General features: G+C 69.1%; 21 protein-coding genes and 4 pseudogenes. 19 read left to right on the top strand and 6 right to left on the bottom strand.

Annotated elements, in window-relative coordinates; all coding sequences use genetic code 11:
• Positions 1–47: 47 nt before the first annotated feature.
• On the bottom strand, positions 48–782 hold the full coding sequence (locus tag G5C60_RS04810) for a methyltransferase domain-containing protein (RefSeq protein ID WP_206439096.1): 735 nt from the start codon (positions 780–782) through the stop codon (positions 48–50).
• Between the two features lie 293 nt (positions 783–1,075).
• Here G5C60_RS04810 and G5C60_RS04805 point away from each other — a divergent pair, with 293 nt between their 5' ends.
• The 11 genes from G5C60_RS04805 to G5C60_RS04760 all read left to right on the top strand — a co-directional run bounded on the left by G5C60_RS04805 (position 1,076) and on the right by G5C60_RS04760 (position 11,754).
• On the top strand, positions 1,076–2,551 hold the full coding sequence (locus G5C60_RS04805; RefSeq protein ID WP_165254910.1) for a Y4yA family PLP-dependent enzyme: 1,476 nt from the start codon (positions 1,076–1,078) through the stop codon (positions 2,549–2,551).
• On the top strand, positions 2,548–3,867 hold the full coding sequence (locus G5C60_RS04800) for a pyridoxal-phosphate dependent enzyme (RefSeq protein WP_165254909.1): 1,320 nt from the start codon (positions 2,548–2,550) through the stop codon (positions 3,865–3,867). Before G5C60_RS04805 ends, G5C60_RS04800 begins: the two co-directional genes overlap by 4 nt.
• A gap of 1 nt (position 3,868) precedes the next feature.
• Positions 3,869–5,086 carry an aminotransferase class V-fold PLP-dependent enzyme gene (locus tag G5C60_RS04795; protein ID WP_165254908.1) on the top strand — a complete coding sequence of 406 codons (1,218 nt, stop codon included), beginning with the start codon at positions 3,869–3,871 and terminating at the stop codon, positions 5,084–5,086.
• A 93-nt stretch (positions 5,087–5,179) separates the two neighbouring features.
• Complete coding sequence (locus G5C60_RS04790; protein WP_165254907.1) at positions 5,180–5,947, top strand: class I SAM-dependent methyltransferase; 768 nt, start codon at positions 5,180–5,182, stop codon at positions 5,945–5,947.
• A 128-nt stretch (positions 5,948–6,075) separates the two neighbouring features.
• Positions 6,076–6,903 carry a class I SAM-dependent methyltransferase gene (locus G5C60_RS04785; protein WP_165254906.1) on the top strand — a complete coding sequence of 276 codons (828 nt, stop codon included), beginning with the start codon at positions 6,076–6,078 and terminating at the stop codon, positions 6,901–6,903.
• A gap of 764 nt (positions 6,904–7,667) precedes the next feature.
• Entirely contained in the window at positions 7,668–8,450 is a 783-nt protein-coding gene (locus G5C60_RS51570) for a hypothetical protein (protein ID WP_241266513.1), read from the top strand.
• A 64-nt stretch (positions 8,451–8,514) separates the two neighbouring features.
• Positions 8,515–9,027, top strand: coding sequence for a MarR family transcriptional regulator (locus G5C60_RS51565; RefSeq protein WP_241266512.1), 513 nt, complete (start codon positions 8,515–8,517; stop codon positions 9,025–9,027).
• Positions 9,024–9,596 (top strand): helix-turn-helix domain-containing protein, encoded by a 573-nt coding sequence (locus tag G5C60_RS04775; protein ID WP_241266511.1) that lies wholly within the window; start codon positions 9,024–9,026, stop codon positions 9,594–9,596. The genes G5C60_RS51565 and G5C60_RS04775 overlap by 4 nt, the downstream gene beginning before the upstream one ends.
• A 183-nt stretch (positions 9,597–9,779) precedes the next feature.
• A complete protein-coding gene (locus tag G5C60_RS04770) occupies positions 9,780–10,508 on the top strand; it encodes a P-loop NTPase family protein (RefSeq protein ID WP_165254904.1) in 729 nt (242 codons plus the stop codon).
• Positions 10,505–11,305 (top strand): hypothetical protein, encoded by an 801-nt coding sequence (locus G5C60_RS04765; protein ID WP_165254903.1) that lies wholly within the window; start codon positions 10,505–10,507, stop codon positions 11,303–11,305. The genes G5C60_RS04770 and G5C60_RS04765 overlap by 4 nt, the downstream gene beginning before the upstream one ends.
• Positions 11,306–11,442: 137 nt before the next feature.
• Complete coding sequence (locus tag G5C60_RS04760) at positions 11,443–11,754, top strand: hypothetical protein (RefSeq protein WP_165254902.1); 312 nt, start codon at positions 11,443–11,445, stop codon at positions 11,752–11,754.
• 387 nt (positions 11,755–12,141) lie between these two features.
• On the opposite strand, the pseudogene G5C60_RS53970 reads toward G5C60_RS04760, so the two are convergent.
• Together G5C60_RS53970 and G5C60_RS04750 are read right to left on the bottom strand one after the other, a co-directional pair.
• Positions 12,142–12,405, bottom strand: a pseudogene (locus G5C60_RS53970) (transglutaminase-like domain-containing protein); the annotation flags it as partial.
• Positions 12,406–12,423: 18 nt separating this feature from the next.
• Positions 12,424–13,320, bottom strand: coding sequence for a TgpA N-terminal domain-containing protein (locus tag G5C60_RS04750; protein WP_165254901.1), 897 nt, complete (start codon positions 13,318–13,320; stop codon positions 12,424–12,426).
• 357 nt (positions 13,321–13,677) lie between these two features.
• On the opposite strand from G5C60_RS04750, the gene G5C60_RS04745 reads away from it, so the two are divergent.
• Together G5C60_RS04745 and G5C60_RS04740 are read left to right on the top strand one after the other, a co-directional pair.
• Positions 13,678–13,878 (top strand): hypothetical protein, encoded by a 201-nt coding sequence (locus G5C60_RS04745; protein WP_165254900.1) that lies wholly within the window; start codon positions 13,678–13,680, stop codon positions 13,876–13,878.
• A gap of 361 nt (positions 13,879–14,239) precedes the next feature.
• Complete coding sequence (locus tag G5C60_RS04740; protein ID WP_338145693.1) at positions 14,240–15,121, top strand: IS110 family RNA-guided transposase; 882 nt, start codon at positions 14,240–14,242, stop codon at positions 15,119–15,121.
• Here the strand turns inward: G5C60_RS04740 and G5C60_RS04735 are convergent.
• A pseudogene (locus G5C60_RS04735) lies at positions 15,061–15,429 on the bottom strand (response regulator); the annotation flags it as partial. The gene G5C60_RS04740 and the pseudogene G5C60_RS04735 overlap by 61 nt on opposite strands.
• A 52-nt stretch (positions 15,430–15,481) precedes the next feature.
• A complete protein-coding gene (locus tag G5C60_RS04730) occupies positions 15,482–16,792 on the bottom strand; it encodes a sensor histidine kinase (protein WP_165254899.1) in 1,311 nt (436 codons plus the stop codon).
• Between the two features lie 255 nt (positions 16,793–17,047).
• Between G5C60_RS04730 and G5C60_RS04725 the strand changes: the two genes are divergently transcribed.
• The 6 genes and pseudogenes from G5C60_RS04725 (at position 17,048) to G5C60_RS04700 (ending at position 21,131) form a co-directional block, all read left to right on the top strand.
• The gene (locus tag G5C60_RS04725) at positions 17,048–17,260 is read left to right on the top strand and encodes a hypothetical protein (RefSeq protein ID WP_165254898.1); all 213 of its coding nucleotides are present in this window, start codon (positions 17,048–17,050) and stop codon (positions 17,258–17,260) included.
• Positions 17,257–17,527: pseudogene (locus tag G5C60_RS04720) on the top strand (ATP-binding cassette domain-containing protein); the annotation flags it as partial. The gene G5C60_RS04725 and the pseudogene G5C60_RS04720, both read left to right, overlap by 4 nt.
• 200 nt (positions 17,528–17,727) lie before the next feature.
• A pseudogene (locus G5C60_RS53545) lies at positions 17,728–17,895 on the top strand (helix-turn-helix domain-containing protein); the annotation flags it as partial.
• A gap of 118 nt (positions 17,896–18,013) precedes the next feature.
• Positions 18,014–18,601, top strand: coding sequence for a transposase family protein (locus tag G5C60_RS53540; protein WP_338145692.1), 588 nt, complete (start codon positions 18,014–18,016; stop codon positions 18,599–18,601).
• 471 nt (positions 18,602–19,072) lie between these two features.
• Entirely contained in the window at positions 19,073–20,263 is a 1,191-nt protein-coding gene (locus G5C60_RS04705; protein WP_165254897.1) for a serine hydrolase domain-containing protein, read from the top strand.
• 370 nt (positions 20,264–20,633) lie between these two features.
• Complete coding sequence (locus tag G5C60_RS04700; protein WP_165254896.1) at positions 20,634–21,131, top strand: hypothetical protein; 498 nt, start codon at positions 20,634–20,636, stop codon at positions 21,129–21,131.
• 372 nt (positions 21,132–21,503) lie between these two features.
• On the opposite strand, the gene G5C60_RS04695 is transcribed toward G5C60_RS04700, so the two are convergent.
• Positions 21,504–22,079 carry an SRPBCC family protein gene (locus G5C60_RS04695; RefSeq protein ID WP_165254895.1) on the bottom strand — a complete coding sequence of 192 codons (576 nt, stop codon included), beginning with the start codon at positions 22,077–22,079 and terminating at the stop codon, positions 21,504–21,506.
• Between the last annotated feature and the right edge of the window lie 238 nt (positions 22,080–22,317).

Here is a 22,317-nt window from a genome sequence, read left to right as displayed (position 1 = left end):
CCGTGAGAGATGTGGACGGTGTGATGGGTCATTTCGGACAGCAGGCGCTACTCACCCGAGCGTGTGAGGAGGTGCAGCCCGAGATCGGGCTTCCCTGCGGGCCGTATGACCAGCCCGGCTTCGGCGGCCTCCTCGGCCAGCCGGTTCTCGCTCGCCACCCACCAGCGGTAGTCGACCGTGACCTCGGACAGCGGCCGGCCGTCCCGCAGGACGCGGTAGTCCATGCGCCAGGTGATCTCGTCGTCCCCGGAGGGCTCCGCGGTGGCCCACCCCTCGTAGTGGAGCGCGCCCACGGCCGCCGAAGCCATCCGGGTGCGCGGAACCGGCTCGGGCGCGAAGGGCGGAGTGACACTGACGACGACTGCGCCACCGGGTGCGAGCCGGCGTGCGGCGCTCGCCCAAAGAGCCTGCCGTTCGGCCGGCGGCAGGTGTCCCAGCACGTTCACCGCGACTATCGCGCGCAGGCCGTCAGGGAGCGAGGCGTGTACGGCGTCTTCCGCCAACACCGTGACCCGCTCGCGCAGTTCAGGGGCGTCGTGGACGCGCGCCAGCAGCACGGCGCGCATGGCGGAAGAGGGCTCGACGGCCAACACGGGGTCATCGCCCGGAAGCGCGGCACAGATCGCCTGCACTCCCCGGCCGGTACCAGCCCCGACATCGACTACCGGCCCGGGCCCCGCCTTCACCTGCTGGAGCACTTCGGCCAGCGCCGGGCCGAGGGACTGCCATGTCCCGGCGATCATGAGGTCGAGGTACTCGGCCGAGCGTTCGTACGGATCCACCACTGCAACCCCTCGGAGCCAGACAAATATGATTGTCATTTTCATCTAAAGAGGGGCGTGAGCGCAAGGGCCAGACGCACCGCCACTCCTGGCCGAAACCAAGGACGCGCACCCATCACGGCGCCAACTACGCCACGACCTCTGCGCGTTACCCCTGCCATTGCGGTACGACACCGGCGCCTCGGGGCGTAAGAGCGCGCACCTGAGGGAAAGGGGTTATACGGCGAACCGCGGGACGAAGTGTCGGCATGCTCGGCATGCCGGACCTCGGCGTTCTCAGGGAAGGGACACGCATGGGCAGGCCCTTGTATCTGGAACCCCGTCTCGGTCCCCGGCTGCAATCCCTGCTGCAGTCCCCCGATCTACTGCACATGCTCACCCACGCGCTGGGATCACCCCTCAACCTGCTGGTGCCCGACCAGGTCGCCGAGAATCTGGAGCGGTTCCGGTCCGTGTACCGCAAGCACCACCTGTCCGGCCAGGTCTTCTTCGCCCACAAGGCCAACCGGTCAAGTGCCCTGGTGCGACGGCTCGCCGCGACGGACGCCGGCGTGGACGTGGCGTCGCTGGGCGAACTGCAGCACGCCCTCGGCGCCGGTTTCGTGTCCGACCGGATCCTGGCCACCGGGCCCAAGAACCCGGAGTTCCTGTGGCTGGCCGCCCGCGCCGGGGTGACCGTCAGCGTCGACTCGGTCGGCGAGCTGGACCAACTCGCGGGACTGGTGCGCAAGCACGCCCTCCCCCGGGCCCGTGTCCTGCTGCGGTTGTCGGGGTTCGAGGCGTCCGGCGTGCGGGTGCTGAGCCGACGCAGTCGCTTCGGCTCGCCCGCAGGCGACCTCGACACGCTGCTGGAGACGGCCGAACGGCACAGTGACACGGTCGAACTGCACGGCGTGGCCTACCACTTGGACACCACCAGTCTCACCGAGAAGGCAACGGCCCTTGAGGGCTGTCTCACTGCCCTGGAAGAGTGCCGGAGCCGGGGACTGCGTCCGCGGGCCGTGGACGTCGGTGGCGGATTCGGCGTCAACTACCTCGCCGACCGCGAGCAGTGGGAGCGGTACACGACGGAGCTCACGGGCGCCGTTCTGGGCAGGCGCCCGCCCCTGACCTGGCAGGGGCACGGTTACGGGCTGCGCAACGAGGGCGGCACACTGCGCGGAGCGCTGGGACTGTACCCGGCACACCGGCCGCTCGCCGGTGAGCGGTACCTCGACGAACTGCTGGCGCACCCCGCCGCCTCGCTGGGCGGCCGACCGCTGGCCACGCTGCTGCTGGAGCACCTGTACGACCTGCATGTCGAACCCGGGCGGGCCCTGGTGGACCAGTGCGGAATCACACTGGCGACGGTCCTCGAGGTACGCGATTCCCGCACGGGTGGTGAACTGCTGGTACGGCTGGCGCTGAAGGCCGAGGACGTGGCCCTCGAAGAGCACGGGGTACTGATGGACCCCGTCGTCATCCCCAAGAACGGCAACGGCATCGGTGTCCCCGCCGACGCGGAACCTGTGGGCGTCCATCTCTTCGGCAGTCTCTGCCTGGAGACGGACATGATCACCCGGCGCACGGTCTTCCTTCCGCGTCGGCCGCAGCCGGGCGATCTGATGGCCTTCGCGAACACCGCCGGATACGCCATGGACTTCCACGCCGGCCAGGCACAACACCAGCCCGTCGCCCGCAAGGTGGCCGCCTGGCAGGACGGCGGCTCATGGCGCTGGAGCCTCGACGAACAGTACTGGCCGACAACGCCGTCAGGGGGACATGAGTGAGGTACGACAGCATCACCGAGGTCATAGGCAACACCCCCCTGGTGCGCATCGACCCGGCCGTCACCGGTCTGCGGAACATCGACCTGTTCGCCAAACTGGAGATGCTCAACCCCTTCGGCTCGGTCAAGGACCGGGCCGCCTGGAACATGGCGCGCCCCGACCTCGCCGACGCGGTCGAGCGGGCGAGCCAGATCGTCGAACTCTCCAGCGGCAACACGGCCAAGGCGCTGGCCGTCATCGCGGGGATGCACGGCCTGACCTTCAAGAGCGTCACCAACCGCATGCGGGTGCCCGAGATCAAGGACCTGCTCCTGCTGCTGGGCGCGGAGATCGAAGAGCTGCCGGGTCAGAGCGAGTGCCTCGACCCGACCAACACCGACGACCCGCTCACCCTCTTCCACCACGCCCTCGCCGACTCCGGCAGCGCCTGTCTGCACACCGACCAGTACTTCAACCCCCGTAACACCGAAGCCCACCTGACCGGCACCGGCCCGGAGATCGTCAAGGACCTGGACGGCCGCGCCCCGGACTGGTTCATCGCCTGCGTAGGTACGGCCGGTTCCTCCACCGGCGTGGCCAGGGTGTTGCGCGAGCAGGACCCGCGGGTACAGGTCGTCGGTCTTGTCGGGGGCAAGTCCGACTTCATCCCGGGCATCCGCACCATCGACGAGGTCCACGAAGTCGGCCTGTTCGACCCGGACACGTACGACACGATGGAGACGGTGAGCGGCGACGAGGCCATCGACGGCATGCTCACCCTGGTCCGCCGCTGTGGGATGCTGGCCGGACCCACCGGCGGGGCCGCCTATTTCGGGGCGGTCCGCCATCTCCGCGAGGTGGACGCTCAGTTGACGGAGCGTCAGACAGCCGTCTTCATCGTCTGCGACCGCGTGGAGAGCTATCTGAGCTATGTCCGGCAGCGGCGGCCCGACCTGCTGGGCCGGCCCCGGCGGAAGAACTCGGTGGCCGATCTGTCCGCCGCCGAAGTGCGCGCCGCCCCGGCCATCGGGGTGGCGGACGCCCAGCGGTGGATCGCCACCGACGGGCCGCTCGTGGTCGACCTGCGCAGCCCGTTCGCGTACGCGGCGCTGCACATCGACGGGTCGGTGAACATCGTCGACGAACTGTTCGACGAACTCCTGCGGGGCGGCCTGCCCTTCAGCCGGAGCCGACCGGTGCTCCTGGCCTGTCCGGTCGGCGAGAAGTCCGCCCAGTACGCGGCACTGCTGGCCCGCATCGGACATCCGGACGTCCGCAGCCTCTCCGGCGGCATCGTCGCCTGGCGCGATGCGGGCGCGCCCCTGGTACGGGACTGACATGTCCGTCAGCTCCGCCCGGGGCAACGGCGTGGCCTTCCCCGAGGACCTACGCGAATGGCAGCGCGGGCTGCGCGCCCAGTTCCCGATCATCACAGCCCATCCGGAGCTGGCCTACCTGGACAGCGCGGCCACCGCCCAGAAGCCACAAGCCGTGCTGGACGCCGCCCAGACCTACCTCACCACCACCAACGCCAACGCCGGCCGCGGCACCTACACCTGGGCCAACCGCACCACGGATCTGGTCGAGGGGACCCGGGACCGCGTCAAGGAGTTCCTGGCCGACCCGGCTCCGGAACGCTCCGGCGTGCACTTCACCAGCGGCACGACCGAGGGGCTGCGCACGATTGCGCGTGACTGGCTGACCTCGTACCTCACCGACGGGGACGAGATCGTCGTCCCCGTCGCCGACCACGAAGCGAACATCGCACCCTGGCTGGAGGCCCAACAGCTGCTGGCCGGTCAGGGGGTGCGCGTCCACGTCCGTCAGATGCCGTACCAGCCCGGCTCGCACGACTACGACCACAACGCGCTGGCGGCGCAGGCCGGCCCTCGGACCCGGTTCGTCGCCGCCACCCATGTGCACCACGTCTACGGCGGGAACATGAACGTCCACCGCATCCGCCAGGCGGTCGGCCCGGACGCGGTCATCTGCCTCGACGCCGCCCAGAGCATCGGCCATCTGCCGGTGTCCGTGGCCGGCCTGGACGTCGACTTCGTCGTCTTCTCCGGACACAAGGCGCTGGCCCTGCCCGGCTCCGGAGCGGTCTGGGCCCGTCAAAGGCGCGGACCGGACTTCACGCCCGGCGGGTGGAACGGCACCCCGAACACCATTGGCATCGCCTCCCTGGCCGCCGCGCTCGACTGGCTGGAGGCCGTCGGCACCGACCGGATCGAGCGCTGGACCGTGGCCCTCGCGGCCCGGCTCACCGAAGGACTGCGCCACCTGGACGCCTACGAGATCCTCGGCTGCCACCTGAGCCTGGCCGCCGACTCACCCGTCCAGCAGCGACAGGGCATCGTCACCTTCCGGCACCGCGACATCGACTCCGGTGACCTGGGCTTCATCCTCTTCAGCCACGGCTTCATGGTCCGCTCCGACAACCACTGCCAGGGCAGCGCGGGCGAGCCGACCGGCTCGGTGCGCGTCAGCCTGCACCTCTACAACACCCCCGAGGAAATCGACCGGTTGTTGTCCGTACTCGCCAGTCTTCAGTGACACGACATCCACCGTGAATGGGAACCGTTTTCACCTGTAGGGTGCCGAGGAGTTCCGGAAGACAGGTGCGAACAGCGAGGGTGGCGCGACCGGATGGGGCTGAGCATGGCGACGGCCGAGCTGTGGGTGGAGCGCTGGGAGCGCCAGCAGCAGCGGTACGCCGTCGGCCGCGAGGAGCGGTTCACGGTGATCGCCGATGTGGTCGAGCACATCACGGCCGACAGGACGGTCACGCCCCTCGTACTCGACCTCGGCTGCGGGCCCGGCTCTCTGGCGGCACGGCTGGCCCGTCGTCTGCCGGACGCGGAGATCGTGGCCGTGGACATGGACCCCCTGCTGCTGGAGCTGGCCCGCACCCATCACGGTGCCGCCGCCCGTTACGTCGAGGCGGTCGTCGGCAAGACCGGCTGGATCCAGGCTCTGGGTCTGGACCGCCCGCTCGACGCGGCCGTGTCCACGACCGCGCTGCACTATCTCGCCCCGGACGCCCTCAAGCACACGTACCGGCAACTCGCCGCGCTGCTGCGTCCCGGCGGCGTCCTCGTCAACGGCGACCACCTCCCGCCGGAGGGCAGCCCCAAGGCCGCCGGGATCGTCACCCACGTCGGACGACGCGGGGCGGAGCGGCAGCAGGCATTCGCCCACGAGGACTGGGAATCGTGGTGGGCGGCCGTGGCCCACGACCCGGAGCTGGCGGACCTCCTCGCCGAGCGCCACCACAAACAGCCGCGGAACGGCTCGGGCGAAGGAACCGGGCTGCCCTTGTCGGCGCATGTACGGCTGCTGCAGCAGGCAGGTTTCACGCATGCCGGTCCGGTCTGGCAGTACGGCAACAGTTACGTGGTGGTGGCGACCCGCTAGGCGACGCACCGTACATGGCGCTCCCGAGCAGTCCGGCGCCGTCGCCCGGCACGACGGCACCGGCTGCTGTTAATGGATCCCATTTTCATATAGCGTTGCGCATCCACTGAGGGACTGTGGAGGCGGTCATGACCGAGCGCGACGTACGCCTGGGCACGATCCAGGAAACCCTGCTGATCCCGCTGTACGGCCGGGCGGTGGAGAACCGCAAGAAGGAAGCGGTCCTGCGCGACCCCGTCGCCGAGGAACTCGTCGCGGCGATCGACTACGACTTCGCCCGCTTCGACGGCCTGCCGATGCTGCTCGGCACGGTCCTGCGCACCAGCCTGTTCGACCGCTGGGTGGCGCACTTCCTCGCAGAACATCCCACCGGAACCGTCGTGGAGATCGGCACCGGCCTCAACACCCGTTTCGAACGCACCGACAACAGCCGGGCCCGCTGGTTCGACCTCGACCTGCCCGACGTGATCGAACTGCGCCGTACCTGCTTCACCGACGTCCCGCGCCGAACGATGATCGCCGCGTCGGTGACGGACGAGGCATGGGCAGACACCGTCACCGCGCACTCCGGCGGCCCGTACCTTTTCGCCGCCGAAGCCGTCCTGCCCTACCTCCAGGAGACGGACGTGCGCGAGGTCATCGGCCTGCTCGCCGACCGCTTCCCCGGCTCCCTGCTCGCCCTCGACACCTCCGGCCCCGGCCACTTCGACACCCAGGACCAGCCCGACGCGCTGGGCAAGGTCGACGCCCGGATGCAGTGGAACTGTGCCGATCCGGCACAGCTCGCCGAGTGGCGACCGGGAGTTGAAGTACTGGCCTCCCACACGTTCAGCAGCCTTCCCGCCCCGATGTACGACGAACTTCCGACCCCGGTCCAGGAGGTGCTCAGCGGTCTCGCCGCCCAGCGGCTGCCCCAGGTCGAGGACTACCGGCTGAACCTGGTCCGACTGCCCTGACACCACATGTGCGCGCCGACGCGCATGGTCACTGTGGATCGTCACCGCTGAGCAACGGCCCTGGACCGCCGTCCAGCCGTACCGCCCAGGGACAACTCCCCGTTCCGGTACCTCGCCGTGCTGCAACCGGCTGAATGCCCACGTCGGCACAAACGCATTGATCGCGCCGGACAGGGCCGTTCGCGAAAATGATCATGCCTGATCTGCGGCGATGCGACAGCTGCCGGTGTACCGACAGTTTGCGGACACAGACGAGCACCCGCCCTGAACAGGCAGTTTCCCCAAACCCTTCCGTGAGGCTGAGGAGGTATTGCGGTGCCGCGACGCCCTTCCGGACGATGTGGCCATCACCCAACGACGGGAGCCGCAAAGATGCCGCACATGACCGCCTTTGCCAGGAACCAGTGGTACAGCTAGCGCACCTTCCTGACCTGCGCTTGTGTGGGGGCGATGAGGCTGTGACCTGCTAGGACGGGTTGCGGAGGCGATCGGAGGCAGTCAGAGGCAACGACCTCTGCAACAGGCCTCTGGGGGACCTGAGTTGGCCGGTGTGGATCACGGGTGGGCGACTTTGGCGGGGCTCTGGTTCGACCTCGGTCGAGCTGTGATGGGGACGCCTGCCTCCGCTCGGGGCCAGGCAAACGAGGGCCTTCAGGACGGCCATTCTGGAGACCTTGCTGGCGCCGATGGAGGTCGGTTCCGGACACCACCCGTGGTTTTAGCGGGCCTGGGTGGCGTCCACGTCTTAGCGAGACGACCCCACCGTGCCACACAGCACCAAACGACACCTCCCCCTCGCACGCGGCCCGCTGGGCCTCCGCCGACTCCCTCCGGCCGCGGCCGATCTCGTCCTGCTCGGCGACCTCACCGGGCGCTACGCGACCGGCAGTTACAGCAGGCTCGCCTCCGGCCGCCGGACCGTGTTCCTGCGCGAGGATCGCCAGGGCGCGGCCGAGCACGGTCACCGGATCACCGCGGCCATCGCCTGCCACGTCGCCCGCGCCGGCGGCAGCATCGACCAGCTCACCCAACTCCTGCTGCACCCCGAGCACGAAGGCGGACGGCACACCCGCAACATCGTCCTGCGCTCCGGGCAAGGCCGCGCCCTGGACTACATCCGCCGGGTCTGGAACAGCGCCTCGGCCACCGTCGGCACCACCTTGGCGCTGGGCTCGCGGCACGACGCGTTCGAGGTTCTCGCCGCGCTGCGGGACCGCATCGAGACCACGCCCTGGCGTGGGGAGCGGGGGCGGACTGCGCTGCGGGTACTGCGGGCGCACCTGAACTTCGCCGAGATCGCGGGCGGACCCCTGCACCACGCCAGCGAGCGCCAGACCGCCGAAGAGGCGGGCATCTCCCGCACGGCGCTGCGGATCGTCTACGAGACCGTCCTCAAGCCGTGTGGCTGGCTGCGGCGTCTGCGGGTGGGCCATGGCCGGGAGGGCTCGATCTGGTACCTAGGCGACGGCACCATCCCCGGCCACGGTGGCCCGGCTGGATTGTCTCGTTGCCGGTCCACTCAGTTCCCCCCCCGACCCGGCACTTGAGGAGTGGACCACCCCTGGGACGGCCACGGCGGCCGACGTCGACTCCACCGTCCTCGGCCAACTCATGGGCCACGACGCCTTCGCCCACCACGCCCTCGGCAGCACCGCCCTCATGATCATCAGTGCCCTGCACCAGTACCCCGCGCAGACCGTTGCCGAGCTCGTCGGTACCTCCTCGGTCTCCCGCGCCACCACCTACCGGACCCTGAAACGCCTCGCCGACCACGGCCTCGTCCAGCACACCGGGGAGACCTGGACGCTCGCACCACGAGCTCTGGAGGGCTTCGGTATCCGCCTCCCGGACGCCCCCAACGGCCACACACCGGCACAGGGCTGGGACAAGGTCGCCGAGCATCACGGCACCAGGGGCATCGCGGCCCGGCGCAAGGCCCTGCACACGGCGGAGCGAGCTGCCTACCAGCAGGCGCTGGACCGTCTCGCGGAACACCGCAGCAAGGCTGTGCTGATCGTCCGCGACGGCCGCCTGATCCTCATCACCCCATCCGACCAGCGCAGTTACGACGAGCTGGCCGCTGCCCATGCCGAAGCCCTCAGCGAATGGGAGTCCGCCGCATGAAGCCAGAACCCCCGCTCACCTCCGATGCGAGCGAGGCGGTGACGCCCCAGTCCCTGCGCAAGCAGTACGAGGCCGGTGCCACGGTCGACGAACTCGTCACCGCCAGCGGCCTGTCGTATGGCACCGTCCTCAACCGGCTGCACGACGCCGGAACCGTCATGCGCACCTCCTGGCAAACACGCCGGATGCGGCAGAACCCACAAGCCCGCCGGCGCCTCGCCGCCCACCTGCGCACCCTGTACGAGCAGCGTGGCGCGACCCTCACCGAACTCGCCACAGCCGCGGGAGAGACCAGGCGCGGTGCCCGGCGCCTGCTGATCGAGGCCGGCGGCACCGTGCGCACCACACAGCAGACCCAACGGATGCGCGCCGCAGCACGGGCCGTCGAGCGGCACAAGCTCGCGCTGTCCCTGCGCGCCCGGTACGAGGCCGGAGCCACGGTCCCGGGCCTCGCCCAGGAGTGCAACTACTCGGCCGCCACCGTCTACCGGCTCCTGCACCAAGCAGGCACCCGCATGCGGCCCCAGCACCACCACAGCCCAGCCCGCGACATGAGGAGGCGGCCATGAGCGCCTCCGTCCTGGCACATATCCCCCGACGTGCCGCTGGACTCGACGACCCGCCCACCCACCATCCCGGTCGCAGTCGCCCAGCAAGGGCTCCCCCCCACACGCCACTCCCGAAGCCTGCGTCAAGGTCGTCGACAACCGCCAAGTCAACACACCTTTCCGGTTTCAGGAGATCAAGCACACGTGAACGAGAACACCCGCCACAACACTCTGGCCGCGGCCACCGCGGGCGCCTGGGACGCCTTCGTCATCGTCGTCGGCATGCTCAAGGGCGGCACCGGCAAGACCACCAGCGCCGGGTTCATCGCCCTCTACTACGCCCTCTACTACGCCGTCGTCCTCGATCTGCCCACGCTGCTGTTGGACGCCGACGCCACCAGCCAGTCCGCGTACGACTGGTTCAAAGTCGCCCAGGCCGCCGGCTTCGACATCCCCGCCAACCTGGTCATCGAGCGGTACCCGTTCGACGACATCGCCGAGTACATCTCAGCCAAGCGCGCCGAGTTCGGCGCGATCGTGGTCGACGCCGGCGGCGGCAGCGCCCGGATCTTCCACGAGGCTGTTACCGAGGCGAACCTGCTGCTCGTGCCGGTCGCCCCCACCAAGATCGAGCGCCGCAAACTCGTCGCCACCTTCGACGAAGCCGAACGCGCAGCCGCCCGCAACACCCACGGCGTCACCGCCCACGTCGTCATGGTCAAGGCCGACGACCGCACCAGCCTGCCCCGCACCGCGAAGGACCAGCTCCTCGACCCGCCCATAGGTGAGGGCATCGGCCCCGACCGCGACGAGCCGTTCCCGCTCGCCGACACCACCGTCCACTCCTGGGTCCACTACATGGAGGCCTTCGGCGAAATCCCCACCGAACTGAGCGAGTACGCCAACCTGATGAAGGAGCTGACCCAGGCATGACCGAAAAGAACGAGAAGCTGAAGCCCCCGGCCCGCCGCACGGGCGGTCGCACCCTGGGCGCGGCCAGGAAGACGACCCCGCCGCCTCCTCCCCCAGCCGCCGAACTCACCCCCGAACAGGCCACCACACCCGTTACGGATCAGGCGTCCGAGAACGCGCTCCAGGCAGACTCCGCCGTCGCATCCGCGCCCGTCCGGGCGTATGCGGTAACGGACGTTGCGGTGGCGGACACTGCGCCGATTGCTGCGCCCACGGCTGCTGCGGATCGCTCCAGCGGTGCCGTCCGGGAAGCAGCCAAAGGCCAGTCACTTCAAGAGGCTGGTACCACGCCCGAGCCGAATCCGGTCACAGTTGAGGAGTCGGTAGCGCCCACCGATAAGCATGGCGAGCAGCCCGCAGTGCAGGGTCATCCCGCCTCCGAAGTTCCCGGTACGGCTCCGGCTGCTGAGGTAGCGGTCCGCCCGGCAACGTCTGCGGTGGCAGGGGGTACTGCGTTTCCTGTGCAGGGTGCTGAGCTGATTCCGGAGCACCACCAGGGAACTCAATCGAGCGAAGCGCCGACTGAGAGCGCGCCGTGGGCACAGGGACCCGGCCGTCCGGGAGACATTCCCGCCCTTGCCGTTCTTCTCAATCAGCGCGTCATCGCCAGGGAGAGTTTCGACTCGTCCGTGCCAGCCGCGCTGAAACTGAAGCGGCGGATCAAGCGCTTCGCGCTGGACAACGAACTCGACCACCTGCCGATCGGCGACTTCGTCGCCGTCGCCATGGACGAGTGGCTGACCACCCGCGGCTTCTGACCATCCGACGCTTCACTTCGGCACAGGGTGGACGCGGTCTAGCGGGACCGCGTCCACCCTGCCGACTATTCCAATAGCCCGATAGTCGACTAGGCGGATCACTATTCGACTAGTCGCAGCAACCCCGGAGCACCACCATGCCCGCCAACACCCACCACGTCCGCCTGCTGCGCGACCTCGCCAACCTCCTCGAAGCCCAGCCCGGACCCACCGACGACCCCTTCATCCCGCACCCCGACACAGAAGCGATCATCAAAACACGCCACACCTCGCGGGGGCAGCTCAACTACGCCGTACCCGAAGCCCTCCAGCTCCAGCGCCGCATCCGCCGCTACAACGCCGACAACGGCACCCCCCACGGCGACATCGTCGCGCTGGCGCTTGATAGCTGGCTGCGCGCCAAGGGCTACCCGCCAGATCTCAACCACCCCAATGGAGACACGCAATGAACGAACTGCACCCTGACGGTCAGAAGAGCCGGTAGCGGTCTGCCTGTGGCAACGCCGGTACGCGAACTTAAGCTCCAACCTCTTCGGGTGGCTCGGTGTTCGGGCGCTTGTGCTGCGGTATCCGGTACTCCCGGCAGCTCTGCGGGTGTCGCAGCTGGCGCGCTCGCAAGCGTGGCACTTCGGTGACCGATGGCCGGTGCGCGCCGCGGTGTTTCCCCGTCCGCGTGGCACCTGTCGGGGTTGCGCGGGGCGTGCTCGCTGTCGGACTCGGAGTCGGACTCGCTGTACCGGGCCGGGGTGACGGTGAGGTGGTCGACCCCTCGTCGGGGGCGGCGGTGCTGGGAGCGGGCAGGGGGTTGAACGCGACCCAGCCGAGATGCTCGAACTTCACCTCACCTCAGGCGGTGGCGTTGCTTCCCGCACGACGTAACCGGCTCCCGGCTGCTGCTTCCCCGCAGTGAAACCGACCATGACCCTGGCGGGCAGGTGGAGAACCCTGGTGGCGAGGACGAAGGTCACGGCGAACGCGGTCGCCGATCCACGGCGTTCGGTCAGGAACCGTCCGACGGCGCCATAGGACGCGTCGTTCTCGGCCGTGGGGACATACGTGGAGTTCCTGCGGAGCCCCCGGGCAAGCGCTGTGGCCTTCTCGTACGGTGTGGCCGCTCACTAGTGGGTCGACTCCGCAAAGTCCCGTAGGCTCGCGGGGATTCCCAAGGGCAGCTTCGTCAGCTGCGGGTCATCCCGACTCACCCGCTGCGCCGACTGCTGCGCCGGGGTGCGTACTCGTGTCCGTACGGCGTCGAGACCGTAGCGATAGCCCTGCTCCAGTCCCTGGGCGTGGAGGGCGAGACCGGCCGTCGCGTCGGCTGCCAGACCGTCGCCCACCAGACGTGCGGGCTGCTCGGCGACCGGGAGTAACTGCCCGGTCAAGTCCAGGATCCTGACGTCCTCGCGCAGGGGCGAACCGTCCGGGGCGGGCATGGTGATGGTGGGTCCGCCAACCCGGAACACGGCGTCCGAAGACCATCGCACCCCGTCGAAAAGGGTGAGGACGCCCACTCGCCATCGGGCGGGCTCTGAAGCCTCGAAGAGCGACGGAGTCGGGCTCTGCCGTCGCCATGCGGGCCACGAGCGCCAGGAGATCGGGCGTCGTCGCGGGGACACTGGGGGCGTGCACGTGCGCGCGAGGGTCGTAGGCTTGCCAGCCGGGATGCCGACAGTCAGCAGATCCGGGCGGACCGGAGCCGGGATCGACACGCTCAGCAGTCGGGCCCACCCGTTGACCTCGCCCTCCAGCGTCCCGGTCAGCCCGACAACCACAGGTTCCCCCATCCTCAGCGTGAGAGACGAGGTCATGAGCCAGAGCACCGCCGAGACAACGCAGGTGACCTCCAAGGATGCCCGGCGCAGGAGGTAGGAGAGGGTTACAGGAACGGCGGCGGCGACCGCCACGGGCAGGAGCAGCGGGCCGTAGCCGAACACTCCGTGGAACGCCGCCCCGGCTGCGGCAGCGGCCACCATGAGCGCAGGCAACGCCAACCGGCACCGGTGCAAGTCGTTCATCGGGACACCCCTCGGCCGGCGAACCGCCGGGCCTGCATGGTCCACATGGCCGCACCGTGCATGGCGCTCGCGCAGCGCAGAACCTGCACGTGCTTCGGATGCCGGTGGCGGATCGTTCCACGGCTCCCATCTCCCACACAGAGTACGAAGACGGTGGCAAACCGCCTGGTCAGTGCCGCGAGCAGGATCGGCGAAAGATCCCGGCCGTTGCCGGTAACGGACGTCAGCATGCCGGACCCGTCCCCAGCCCAGTGCGGCCAGGATCCCGATGGTGTACCAGCGCCGTCCCGCAGCCCGATCTCACTCATCTCGGGAGTGTCATGAATCAGGTGTGATCTTCCCCAAAGGAGTCACCTGATGAGTACGACGACGGATCACCGGATCGAGACCTCGGGCAGCGTGTCGCTTGCCGCGGCCGACGACAGTGTTCAGGGTGCCGACGTGAAGTCGATGCCGGGCGGTTTCCATCGGTGGTTGCGACACCCGACGGTGGCGGCCGATCGTGTCGATGATCGCGGCCTGGTGGGTGTCGGTGTGGGTGTCGAATCCCGCCGATGACGCCTATCTCATCCGCTGCCATGCTGGTGTTCGCTGCCCTTCCGTACGACACGTGAGGGGCGGTATGCGCGCCGGTCGGGCAGACGGACAAGACAGTGATGAGACCTCTGGCCGGGCTCCTGACTTGTTCAATTGAGCCCAGATGCACGGTCTGCAGCCGTAGCGTCCAGGGTGCCGGTCGGCACGGGCCCGCAAGTGCTCCTTGCCGCTCCGCGCGGGCTGGCTCACTCATAGCGTGCCGCCGCCGGCCGGCACCCGCGCGGTGTGGCTCGACAGAGGCATGAAGGTGACACGGTGACTTCAAGTCAGGATGCCCACCGCACCCCCTTCCCTGTCTCAGCGAGTACAAGGCCGGCTGCCCGTGATCCTGATCGGTGTCGATCCTCACAAGTCCTCCCACACCGCCGTCGCCGTCGACCCGGCAGGCCACCTGGTGGCCCAGCGTCGGTTCGTCGTCAACGCCGGCACCTTCCGCCAGCTGATGCGCTGGTGCGAGCAGTGGCCCGAGCGCCGCTTCGCCGTCGAAGGCGCCCGCGGCCTGGGCCGTACGCTCGCCCAGCAGCTGGCCGCCGCGGGCGACAACGTGGTGGACGTGCCCTCCACGCTGTCGGCCCGGGCCCGGCTGCTGACCACCGGCGGAGACCGCAAGACGGACGCGAAAGACGCTTTCCATGTCGCCCAAGTCGCCCTGTTCCGCCACGACCTGCGGCCCGTCGAGCCCGAAGACCAGACCACGATCCTGCGGCTGCTGACCGAACGTCACGATGACCTGGTCCACGAACGCACCCGCGTCCTCAACCGGCTCCACGCCGTCCTGCGCGACCTCCTGCCCGGCGGCGCCCCCACCGGCCTGTCCGCCGACAAGGCGGCCGTCGCCATGAAGGCCATCCGCGCCGTGACGGCCACGGATGCCTGCCGCCGGGACATAGCCCGCAACCTGCTGGCCGACCTGCGGCGCCTGGACCGGCAGGTCAAGGACAACGAAGCCGAGATGCGCGACGCCCTCGCGGTGACCCGCACCGGGCTGACCACTCTGCCGGGTCTGGGCACCGTGCTGGCCGCCAAGGTCATCGGCCACGTCGGCGACGTCAGCCGCTTCCCGACCGAGCACCACTTCGCCCGTTACACCGGCAGCGCACCCCTGGACGCCTCCAGCGGCAACAACGTCCGCCACCGGCTCAACACCCGCCGTAGCGCGTCCAGGAACTCCTCGACCCGGCCGACCCGTTCCTTGAGCAGATAGCCGAGGCCGTTCACCCCGCCGCCGAGCAACTCGGTGGCGAAACTCTGCTCGACGTACGCGGACAGCACGAGCACAGCAAGATCGGGCCGTCGGCGCCGGGCCTCGACCGCGGCGACGATCCCTCGTCGGTGTGGGTCGGCGGCATCCGTACGTCGCGGATGGCGACGCCCGGCTTGTGCACGTCGATGGCAACCAGCGCCTCGTCGGGGGTACCCGTGGTGGCCACCACGTCGAGCCCCTCGGCGCGCAGCAGCAGGGCGAGCCCCTCACGCAGCAGGGGATTCGTCCTCGGCTATCACGATCCGCATGTCAGGCTCCACAGGATCCACAGGTCGGGCTCCACAGGTCGGGCTCCGGTCGTCACGATCCACAGGGAAGATCCACTGTCAGGACGGTCGGGCCACCGGGCGGGCTGGTCAGGGTGAGGCCGCCGTCGTGTGCCGCGATGCGGCGACGGATGCCGGTAAGCCCGGAGCCGCCGTCCTCTCCTCCGGCGCCGAAAGCCCGGGAGTTGCCCCCGGCGCCGCCCCTGCCATCGTCCTCGACGGACAGTACGAGTCGGCCCCCGCCGCCGCGTGCCGTGACGACGGCGTGCCGGGCGCCGCTGTGCTTGGCGATGTTGGTCAGGGCCTCGGCGACCACGAAGTAGGCGGTCGCGTCGACGGAGGCGGCGCGGCGTTCGGGCACGTCCACGTCGATCCGGCAGGGCACCGCGCAGTTCGCGGCGAGACCGGCGAGCGCGCCCGCGAGGCCTCGGTCCGCCAGCACCGGCGGCAGGATGGCGCGGGCGACGGTACGCAGCTCGGCCAGCGCCTGTTCGGCGGCGGACTGGGCGCGTTCCAGGAGTTCGTCGGCGCCCGCCGGATCGCGGGTCACCATGCGGCGGGACGCCCCGATCAGCATGGCGACGGAGAGGAGCCGGTTCTGCGCACCGTCGTGCAACGAGCGTTCGATGCGACGCAGTTCGGTGGCGTGGGCGTCCAGGGCGGCAGCACGTGTGGCGGTCAACTCCGCGACGCGCAGGGACAGATCGACGTCGAGACCGGCCGACAGGAGCCGTCGCCCGAGGCCCGCCTGGAGCCGGGCCATACGGGGCGTCAGCCCCAGGATGATGGCGATCCAGCCCACGCCCAGCAGCGTCACAGCGACGGCTTCCGGCCAGGTGTGCGCGTTTCCGATGCCCACGGAGGTGGCAGTCGCGCCCTCGGGCATGAACGTCCAGTACAGCGGGAAAGCGGTGTCCCGCACCGCGAAAACCGGCAGCAGGACGCCGAGCAGGCCGAGCAGCGCCCCCACGGTGGAGTGCCGGACCAGCCAGCCCAGTTCGCGGCAGGTGGTGCGGTCGACGAGGGCGGCCCGCAGCCGCGTGGGCGGGGGCTCCGGGGCGGCGACCTCGGGGCCCCAGCGGGCGAGCCGGCCGCGTTCCCGGTCAGCCAGGGCGTGCAGGGTGCGCAGGAGCGCGGGTGCCATGAGCAGTCCGACGCCGACGACGCTCGTCGCGGCAGTGAAAGTCAGCCACAGCAGCAACAGGATGGCGAGCAGAGCCGTGTTGAGCCCGGACGCCAGCTGGGCGATCGACACATCGGCAGCGCTCAGGCTCCGTAGCGCGATGCCCTTGAAGCTCTCGCGGCTCTCGCGCCGGTCTGCCGCTCCACTCCTGCCCGCCGTCATGTGAACGACCCTATGCCGCCACAGAATCCGGATGAACGCCGTACTTATCCACGGACAAGTTGTCCGTGGCAAACCATGCGATGCAGGCGAGTTCGCCGTCACCCAAGCGGCGGGGCAGTACAGCCTGCTGTACCCCGAACCGGGCGGGCTGCGGGATCGGCCGCCAGAGGTGCTGATCCATAGCGTCGGTGACGACAGCAGGAACGGCACACGGCCACCGCAGAACCACCCCACAAGACTTCGGGAGCAGCCCCCATGCAGCACACGACGACCCCCGATCCCACCGACCGGCTCAGCTCCGGAGACATCGCCCGCACCCTGCTCTGGATGGTGGTGGTGGCCAGCGCGCTCGCCAACATGACGGCCTCCTTCGGCGGCGCCGACACCTGGGTGCACCTGGTGTGCGGCGCGATCACCGTCCTGTGCGCAGGCACTCTCGTCGTACGGAACCTGCGCGGCCGGCGATGAACGCCGCCAACACTGCCGTCGGCGCCCCCGCCATCGCTCTGGCGGGCGTCAGCACGGCCTACCCGGGCAGCGTACGCGCCCTCGACGACGCGTCGTTGACCGTGCAACGCGGCACCTTCCTCGCCGTGATGGGCCCCTCGGACTCCGGCAAGACCACGCTGATGCACTGTGCCGCCGGGCTCGACTCCCCGACGTCGGGAAGCGTTCTGCATCGACGGCCACGAGATCGCCGGGCTGAACGAGTCCCGCCGTACCCAACTGCGCCGGTAACGCGTCGGGTTCGGGCCCCAGGCTTACGACCTCGGGGGAAATTTCGATCACCCCCGTTCGGGCCGTGACATGAGAAGGACCGCACGGGTTGGCTGAGTTGCGAAGCTGACCTGGGCCCGTGCGGTCTGTTCCCATCCTGCCCTGTCTGGTGTCTCCCGCGCACATTTCGGCGAGTTGTTCGCCGAACTCGCCGGACCGTGGGAAGCGGCCCGCCAGTCCGCGCTGCGTGCGGTACGGGGTGGCCCGCACCGGCGGGCGGAAGGGGCTGGGCGCAAGCCGAAGCTGGTCTTCTTCGGCTGCTGGTCACCCTGGTCCATCTGCGCCACCAGCTGCCCCACGCAGTGCTCGCCGAGCTGTTCGCCGTGGACCGCTCCACCGTCTCCGAGGCCGTCCGTCAGGTCCGTCCGCTCCTCGCCGCCCGCGGGTTCGCCGTGCCCGACCGGGCGGGACTGCGGCTGAAGACCCTGGCGGACGTCTTCGCCTATGCCGAGGCCGAGGGCGTCGAACTGCGGATGGACGGGGCCGAGACTCAGGTCCGCCGCCCTCAGGCCCCGCCCGGGCCGCCGGGCGCTCGTCTCCGGCAAGCGCAGGCAGAACACCATCAGGACCACCACGTTCAGCGACGGCCAGGGCCGCACGCTGCTGTCCGGCGCGGTACGGCCGGGCCGCATGCACGATCAGACCGCCCTGCGCACCGCAGGCATCGCCGAGCAGTTCCGGACCCGTCCCACGGTCAAGGCCAAGGTCGACTCTGGGTACCAGGGACTGGCCAAGCAGTTCCCCGGCCAGGTCAGCGCACCGCCGAAGAAGCCCGCGGACGAGGCGTGCGACGGCGACAAGTACGCCTGGCAGGAGGCCAGGCGCCGCCAGTCCTCGGCCCGGATCTGCGTCGAGCACACCAACGCCGAGCTCCGCCAGTGGGCGCCCCTGCGCAGGTTCACCGGACGGCGCCACACCTACGCCGAGACCCACCCCGCGATCGCCGGTCTCGTCTCCGACCGATCCACCCAGCGCGCAACCCGCCGACAGACCAGCACCGAGCTCGTCCTCGTCCGCGACACCGCCTGCTGATCACCCACCAGCCGAACCACCAGACCAGCACGCCCAGATCTCAATTTCCCCCGAGACCGTTGACCTGGTCCCCTCCCTCTCCAACGTTGACCTGGTCCCCTCCCTCTCCAACGAGGACAGCATCACGCTGCCGCTGAGGCTGGCGGGCCGACGGCGGACCGCGACTGGCTGCGGACGCTGGCGGAGCGGGTCGCACTGGCCGGCCAGCTGAGCCATCGGCCTGGCGGAGCTATCCGGCGGCGAGCAGCAAGGGGCGAGCATGCGAAGGCTCTGGTGGGGACGGTTCTCTCTTGGTCGAAAACTCCTCCACCAGGGCCGGGGCCCGGTCAATACAGCAGGCGCTACCCGTTCCGGGGTGGCCGCACCTCCACCGGTCGGCCCGCCTGCTTGATCGTGGCGCACGGCCGGAGTTCCTAGCGTGATGGTCATGTCAGGGCGGTGGCCTGAACGAACGCAAGGAGTCCGCGACCGATGAAGACCGAACTCATCTCCCGTGTGGTGACCACGACATTGGCGGCCGCGCTGGCCAGTATTGCCCTGGCAGTTCCCGCCGAGGGCGCGACCGCAGCCGTTTCGGTGCGCGGCGGGACGCACCACGCGTCAGACAGCACGGCGCTGCAGGCACACGTGGACACCATCATGAAGACGGGTACCGCCGGGGTGGTGGTCCGCTCGACCGGACCACACGGTACCCGGAGCACCACCGGAGGGGTGGCCGACCAAGCAACTGGGGACCGTGCACGTCCCGGCGACCGGTTCCGGATCGCCAGCACCACCAAGACGTTCGTCGCCACGGTGGTGCTGCAACTCGTCGCCGAGGGACGCCTGTCGCTGGACGACACCGTGGAGCACTGGCTGCCCGGAGTGGTCTCCGGCAACGGCAACGATGGCAGCAAGCTCACCGTCAGGCAGCTGCTCCAGCACACCAGCGGACTGTTCGACTACACGGCGGACTTCCCCGAGTTCGCCAGCAAGGCCGGATACCAAGCCAACCGCTACGCCACCTGGACCGCCGAGCAGCTGGCCGCCATCGGCATGCGGCACGCCCCGAATTTCCAGCCCGGCACCGGTTGGAGTTACTCCAACACCAACTACGTCCTCGCCGGAATGATCATCAAGAAGATCACCGGGAACGACTGGACCCAGGAGGTCAGCGCGCGAATCGTCCGCCCGCTGGGCCTGCACGACACCCTCGCTCCGACGACGGACTCGCGGATCCCCGGCCGCCATCTGCACGGCTACTCCGCCTTCGACGAGGCGGGCCCGGAGATCGACGTCACCGCGCTCAACCCTTCCGCCGGGGGCGCGGCGGGCGCCATGATCAGTACGACGGCCGATCTGAGCCGCTTCTACCAGGCGCTCCTGGGCGGCAAGCTGCTGCGCCCCGCGCAGCTGGCGGCGATGAAGACGACTGTACGGGCCTCGGAGCTGGATCCCGGGTGGGCCGGCGCGCGCTACGGCCTTGGCCTGATGGAGGTCCCGCTGTCCTGCGGCGGTGTCTACTACGGTCATGGCGGCGACATTCCCGGCTACACGACCCGCAACGGATTCAGCGCTGACGGCCGCCGTGGCGTGGTCCTGAACGCGTCCGGCGACGGCTCCTCGGACTCGTCCAGCCAGCAGACCCAGAACGACCTGATCGACGACGAGCTGTGTAGGTGAGGATCAGCTGACGCACGAGAACCAACCGTGTGAGAACAGCTGATCAGGCTGTGACGGCACCCGCTTCGGAGCCGTCACAGCCATTCCCGCCCGTAACGGGTCCGGCGTGCCGTCGGCGCCGTGATCCGAGGCAGTGCCCGGCAGTATGCCGGGCCCTGCCTTTCGTCGTCCCCTGTATCTGCTCTTCGCCCGCGACCGGCTCCACCAGGCGGCAAAGCCACGACGTACGGGCGGTGGCCCGAGTCCCGGGGTAGTGACACGTGCGGGGGGTACCAGTCACGTTGCCGGTGGCCGGCCCGCCCGGCAAGCCGTACCAGCCCGCCGTCGCACAGGTCGGCGACCTGCTGCACTACGCGATCATGTGTGACCAGTGGGAGCGCCGCAGCCAGGGCAAGGGCTCCAAGGGGCAGCGGTACTACGACTGGGCTGGTTCGACGTGGTCCTGCCCGGCCAGGAGCCCGCCGACGGCTTTGCCCATCATCTGCTCATCCGCCGCTCCACCAGGAAGAAGCAACTCGCGGGCGGGCGCGTGGACTTCGAGTACGCCTACTTCCTCGTGCACCACCGCCGCGACGCCGCCTTGCCGGAGGCCGTGTGCCGGGCCGGAGTGTGCTGGAAGATCGAAGAGAACAACGAGCAGGCGAAACAGATCACCGGGCTGGGCCAGTACCAGGTCCGCCGCTGGAACTCCGGGAACCGTCACGTCACCTGCGCGATGCTCGCCCTGGCCTTCCTGACCGTCCAACGCGCCCAGCACCCCGAACAGCAAGCCGCACCGGAGAACGACGCGGTCTCCGATCACGAAGTTGATCAGGACGATGAGCAGGGAAAATCCGGACAGACCAGGGAGACCAGCGCCTACCGCTGATCCGCCTGACCGTCCCGGCACTCGCCGGCGTGCTCGCCGCCACCGCCCCCGCCGGCCACCACTAGCCCGCTTACCACCTGCAGCAGCACCACTGGCGAGCCCTCCATCAAACCCGGGCAACCGCCAGCCACTACAAACGGCGCGGCGACCCGCTACCGCACGCCTCCGCCCCTGCCGACCACCACCCGCACAACCGATCACACCACGAAGATCTGAGGCTGTAGTACGAGGCCATCAACACGGCCCGAACACCTCCGCGGCTCCGCCCTCGGATTCCGCAGCCTCACCAGCTACATCGCCAGATCCCTGCTGGAAAGTGGCGGCTTCAGGCCACGACTGCACCCTGGATTGCGAAGGGCTCGGTAACTACGCCTACGAGCGGTTTTCTTCCGATTCGATCACTTGCAGGCACCTCGCGAGGGCGGCCACCATGTATCGGCGCCAGAGGGGAGTGAATGGACCGGCGAGAATCCAGCGACGACCCGGAAGAGGCTTGAATTCGTAGGTCCACCGAATGAGGGTGCCATCGCCGTCGGGATTGAAGTTCCATTCACCTCGAACGCCTGCCGCGAGCCGAGAGAGGATGTTCGTGAATCCCGTCAGCTGATACGCAAAACTCGAGCCTTCCGTGTACTCGATCAACTGTTCGTCGGCCTGTGACCCGTCGTCGAACTGCGGGTTCCTGGTGGGACCGACGTGATCCCATGCTTCGGTCTGGTTTGCCACACCTTTGACACCGGGAAAGGGTGCCACCCGGTGGAAAACGCTCGACAGGTCGATGGGAACGATCAATCGGAACGCGTTGGCGGGCGCCACCGAAGTTCGCCGCTGGACTGTGATCGGAACAGTGTTGTCGGTTGAGCCGATAAGGAGGGGTATCGCCTGGACCACTGCGGCCCCCTGAGGCTCGGTCGTTTTCTTCCCCGCGATCGGTTTCTTGTCGGACATCGATGTTCTCCTGTCTTGGCGATGTGAATCCACTGTGAAGCATTAACGAACATGAAATGCTTCGAATGGGAAGCAAGCAGATTCGTGATGTGAGTGACCCGACCACCGGCCTGAACATCGAGTGCCTGCTTCACTCCTGACAACGGTTCAAGTTCCGTATCGCGTGCCTGTCGCCGCCAGTCGTTGAGGTAGTGCAGCGATATGTGGCTGGAGACGTGGGTTGGTAAGTGACAGCAGG

Source organism: Streptomyces scabichelini (genome assembly GCF_011045015.1).
Taxonomy (GTDB): Bacteria; Actinomycetota; Actinomycetes; order Streptomycetales; family Streptomycetaceae; genus Streptomyces; species Streptomyces scabichelini.
The sequence above is the reverse complement of the archived record's forward strand: the minus strand, read 5'-3'. Positions and strand labels throughout refer to the sequence as shown.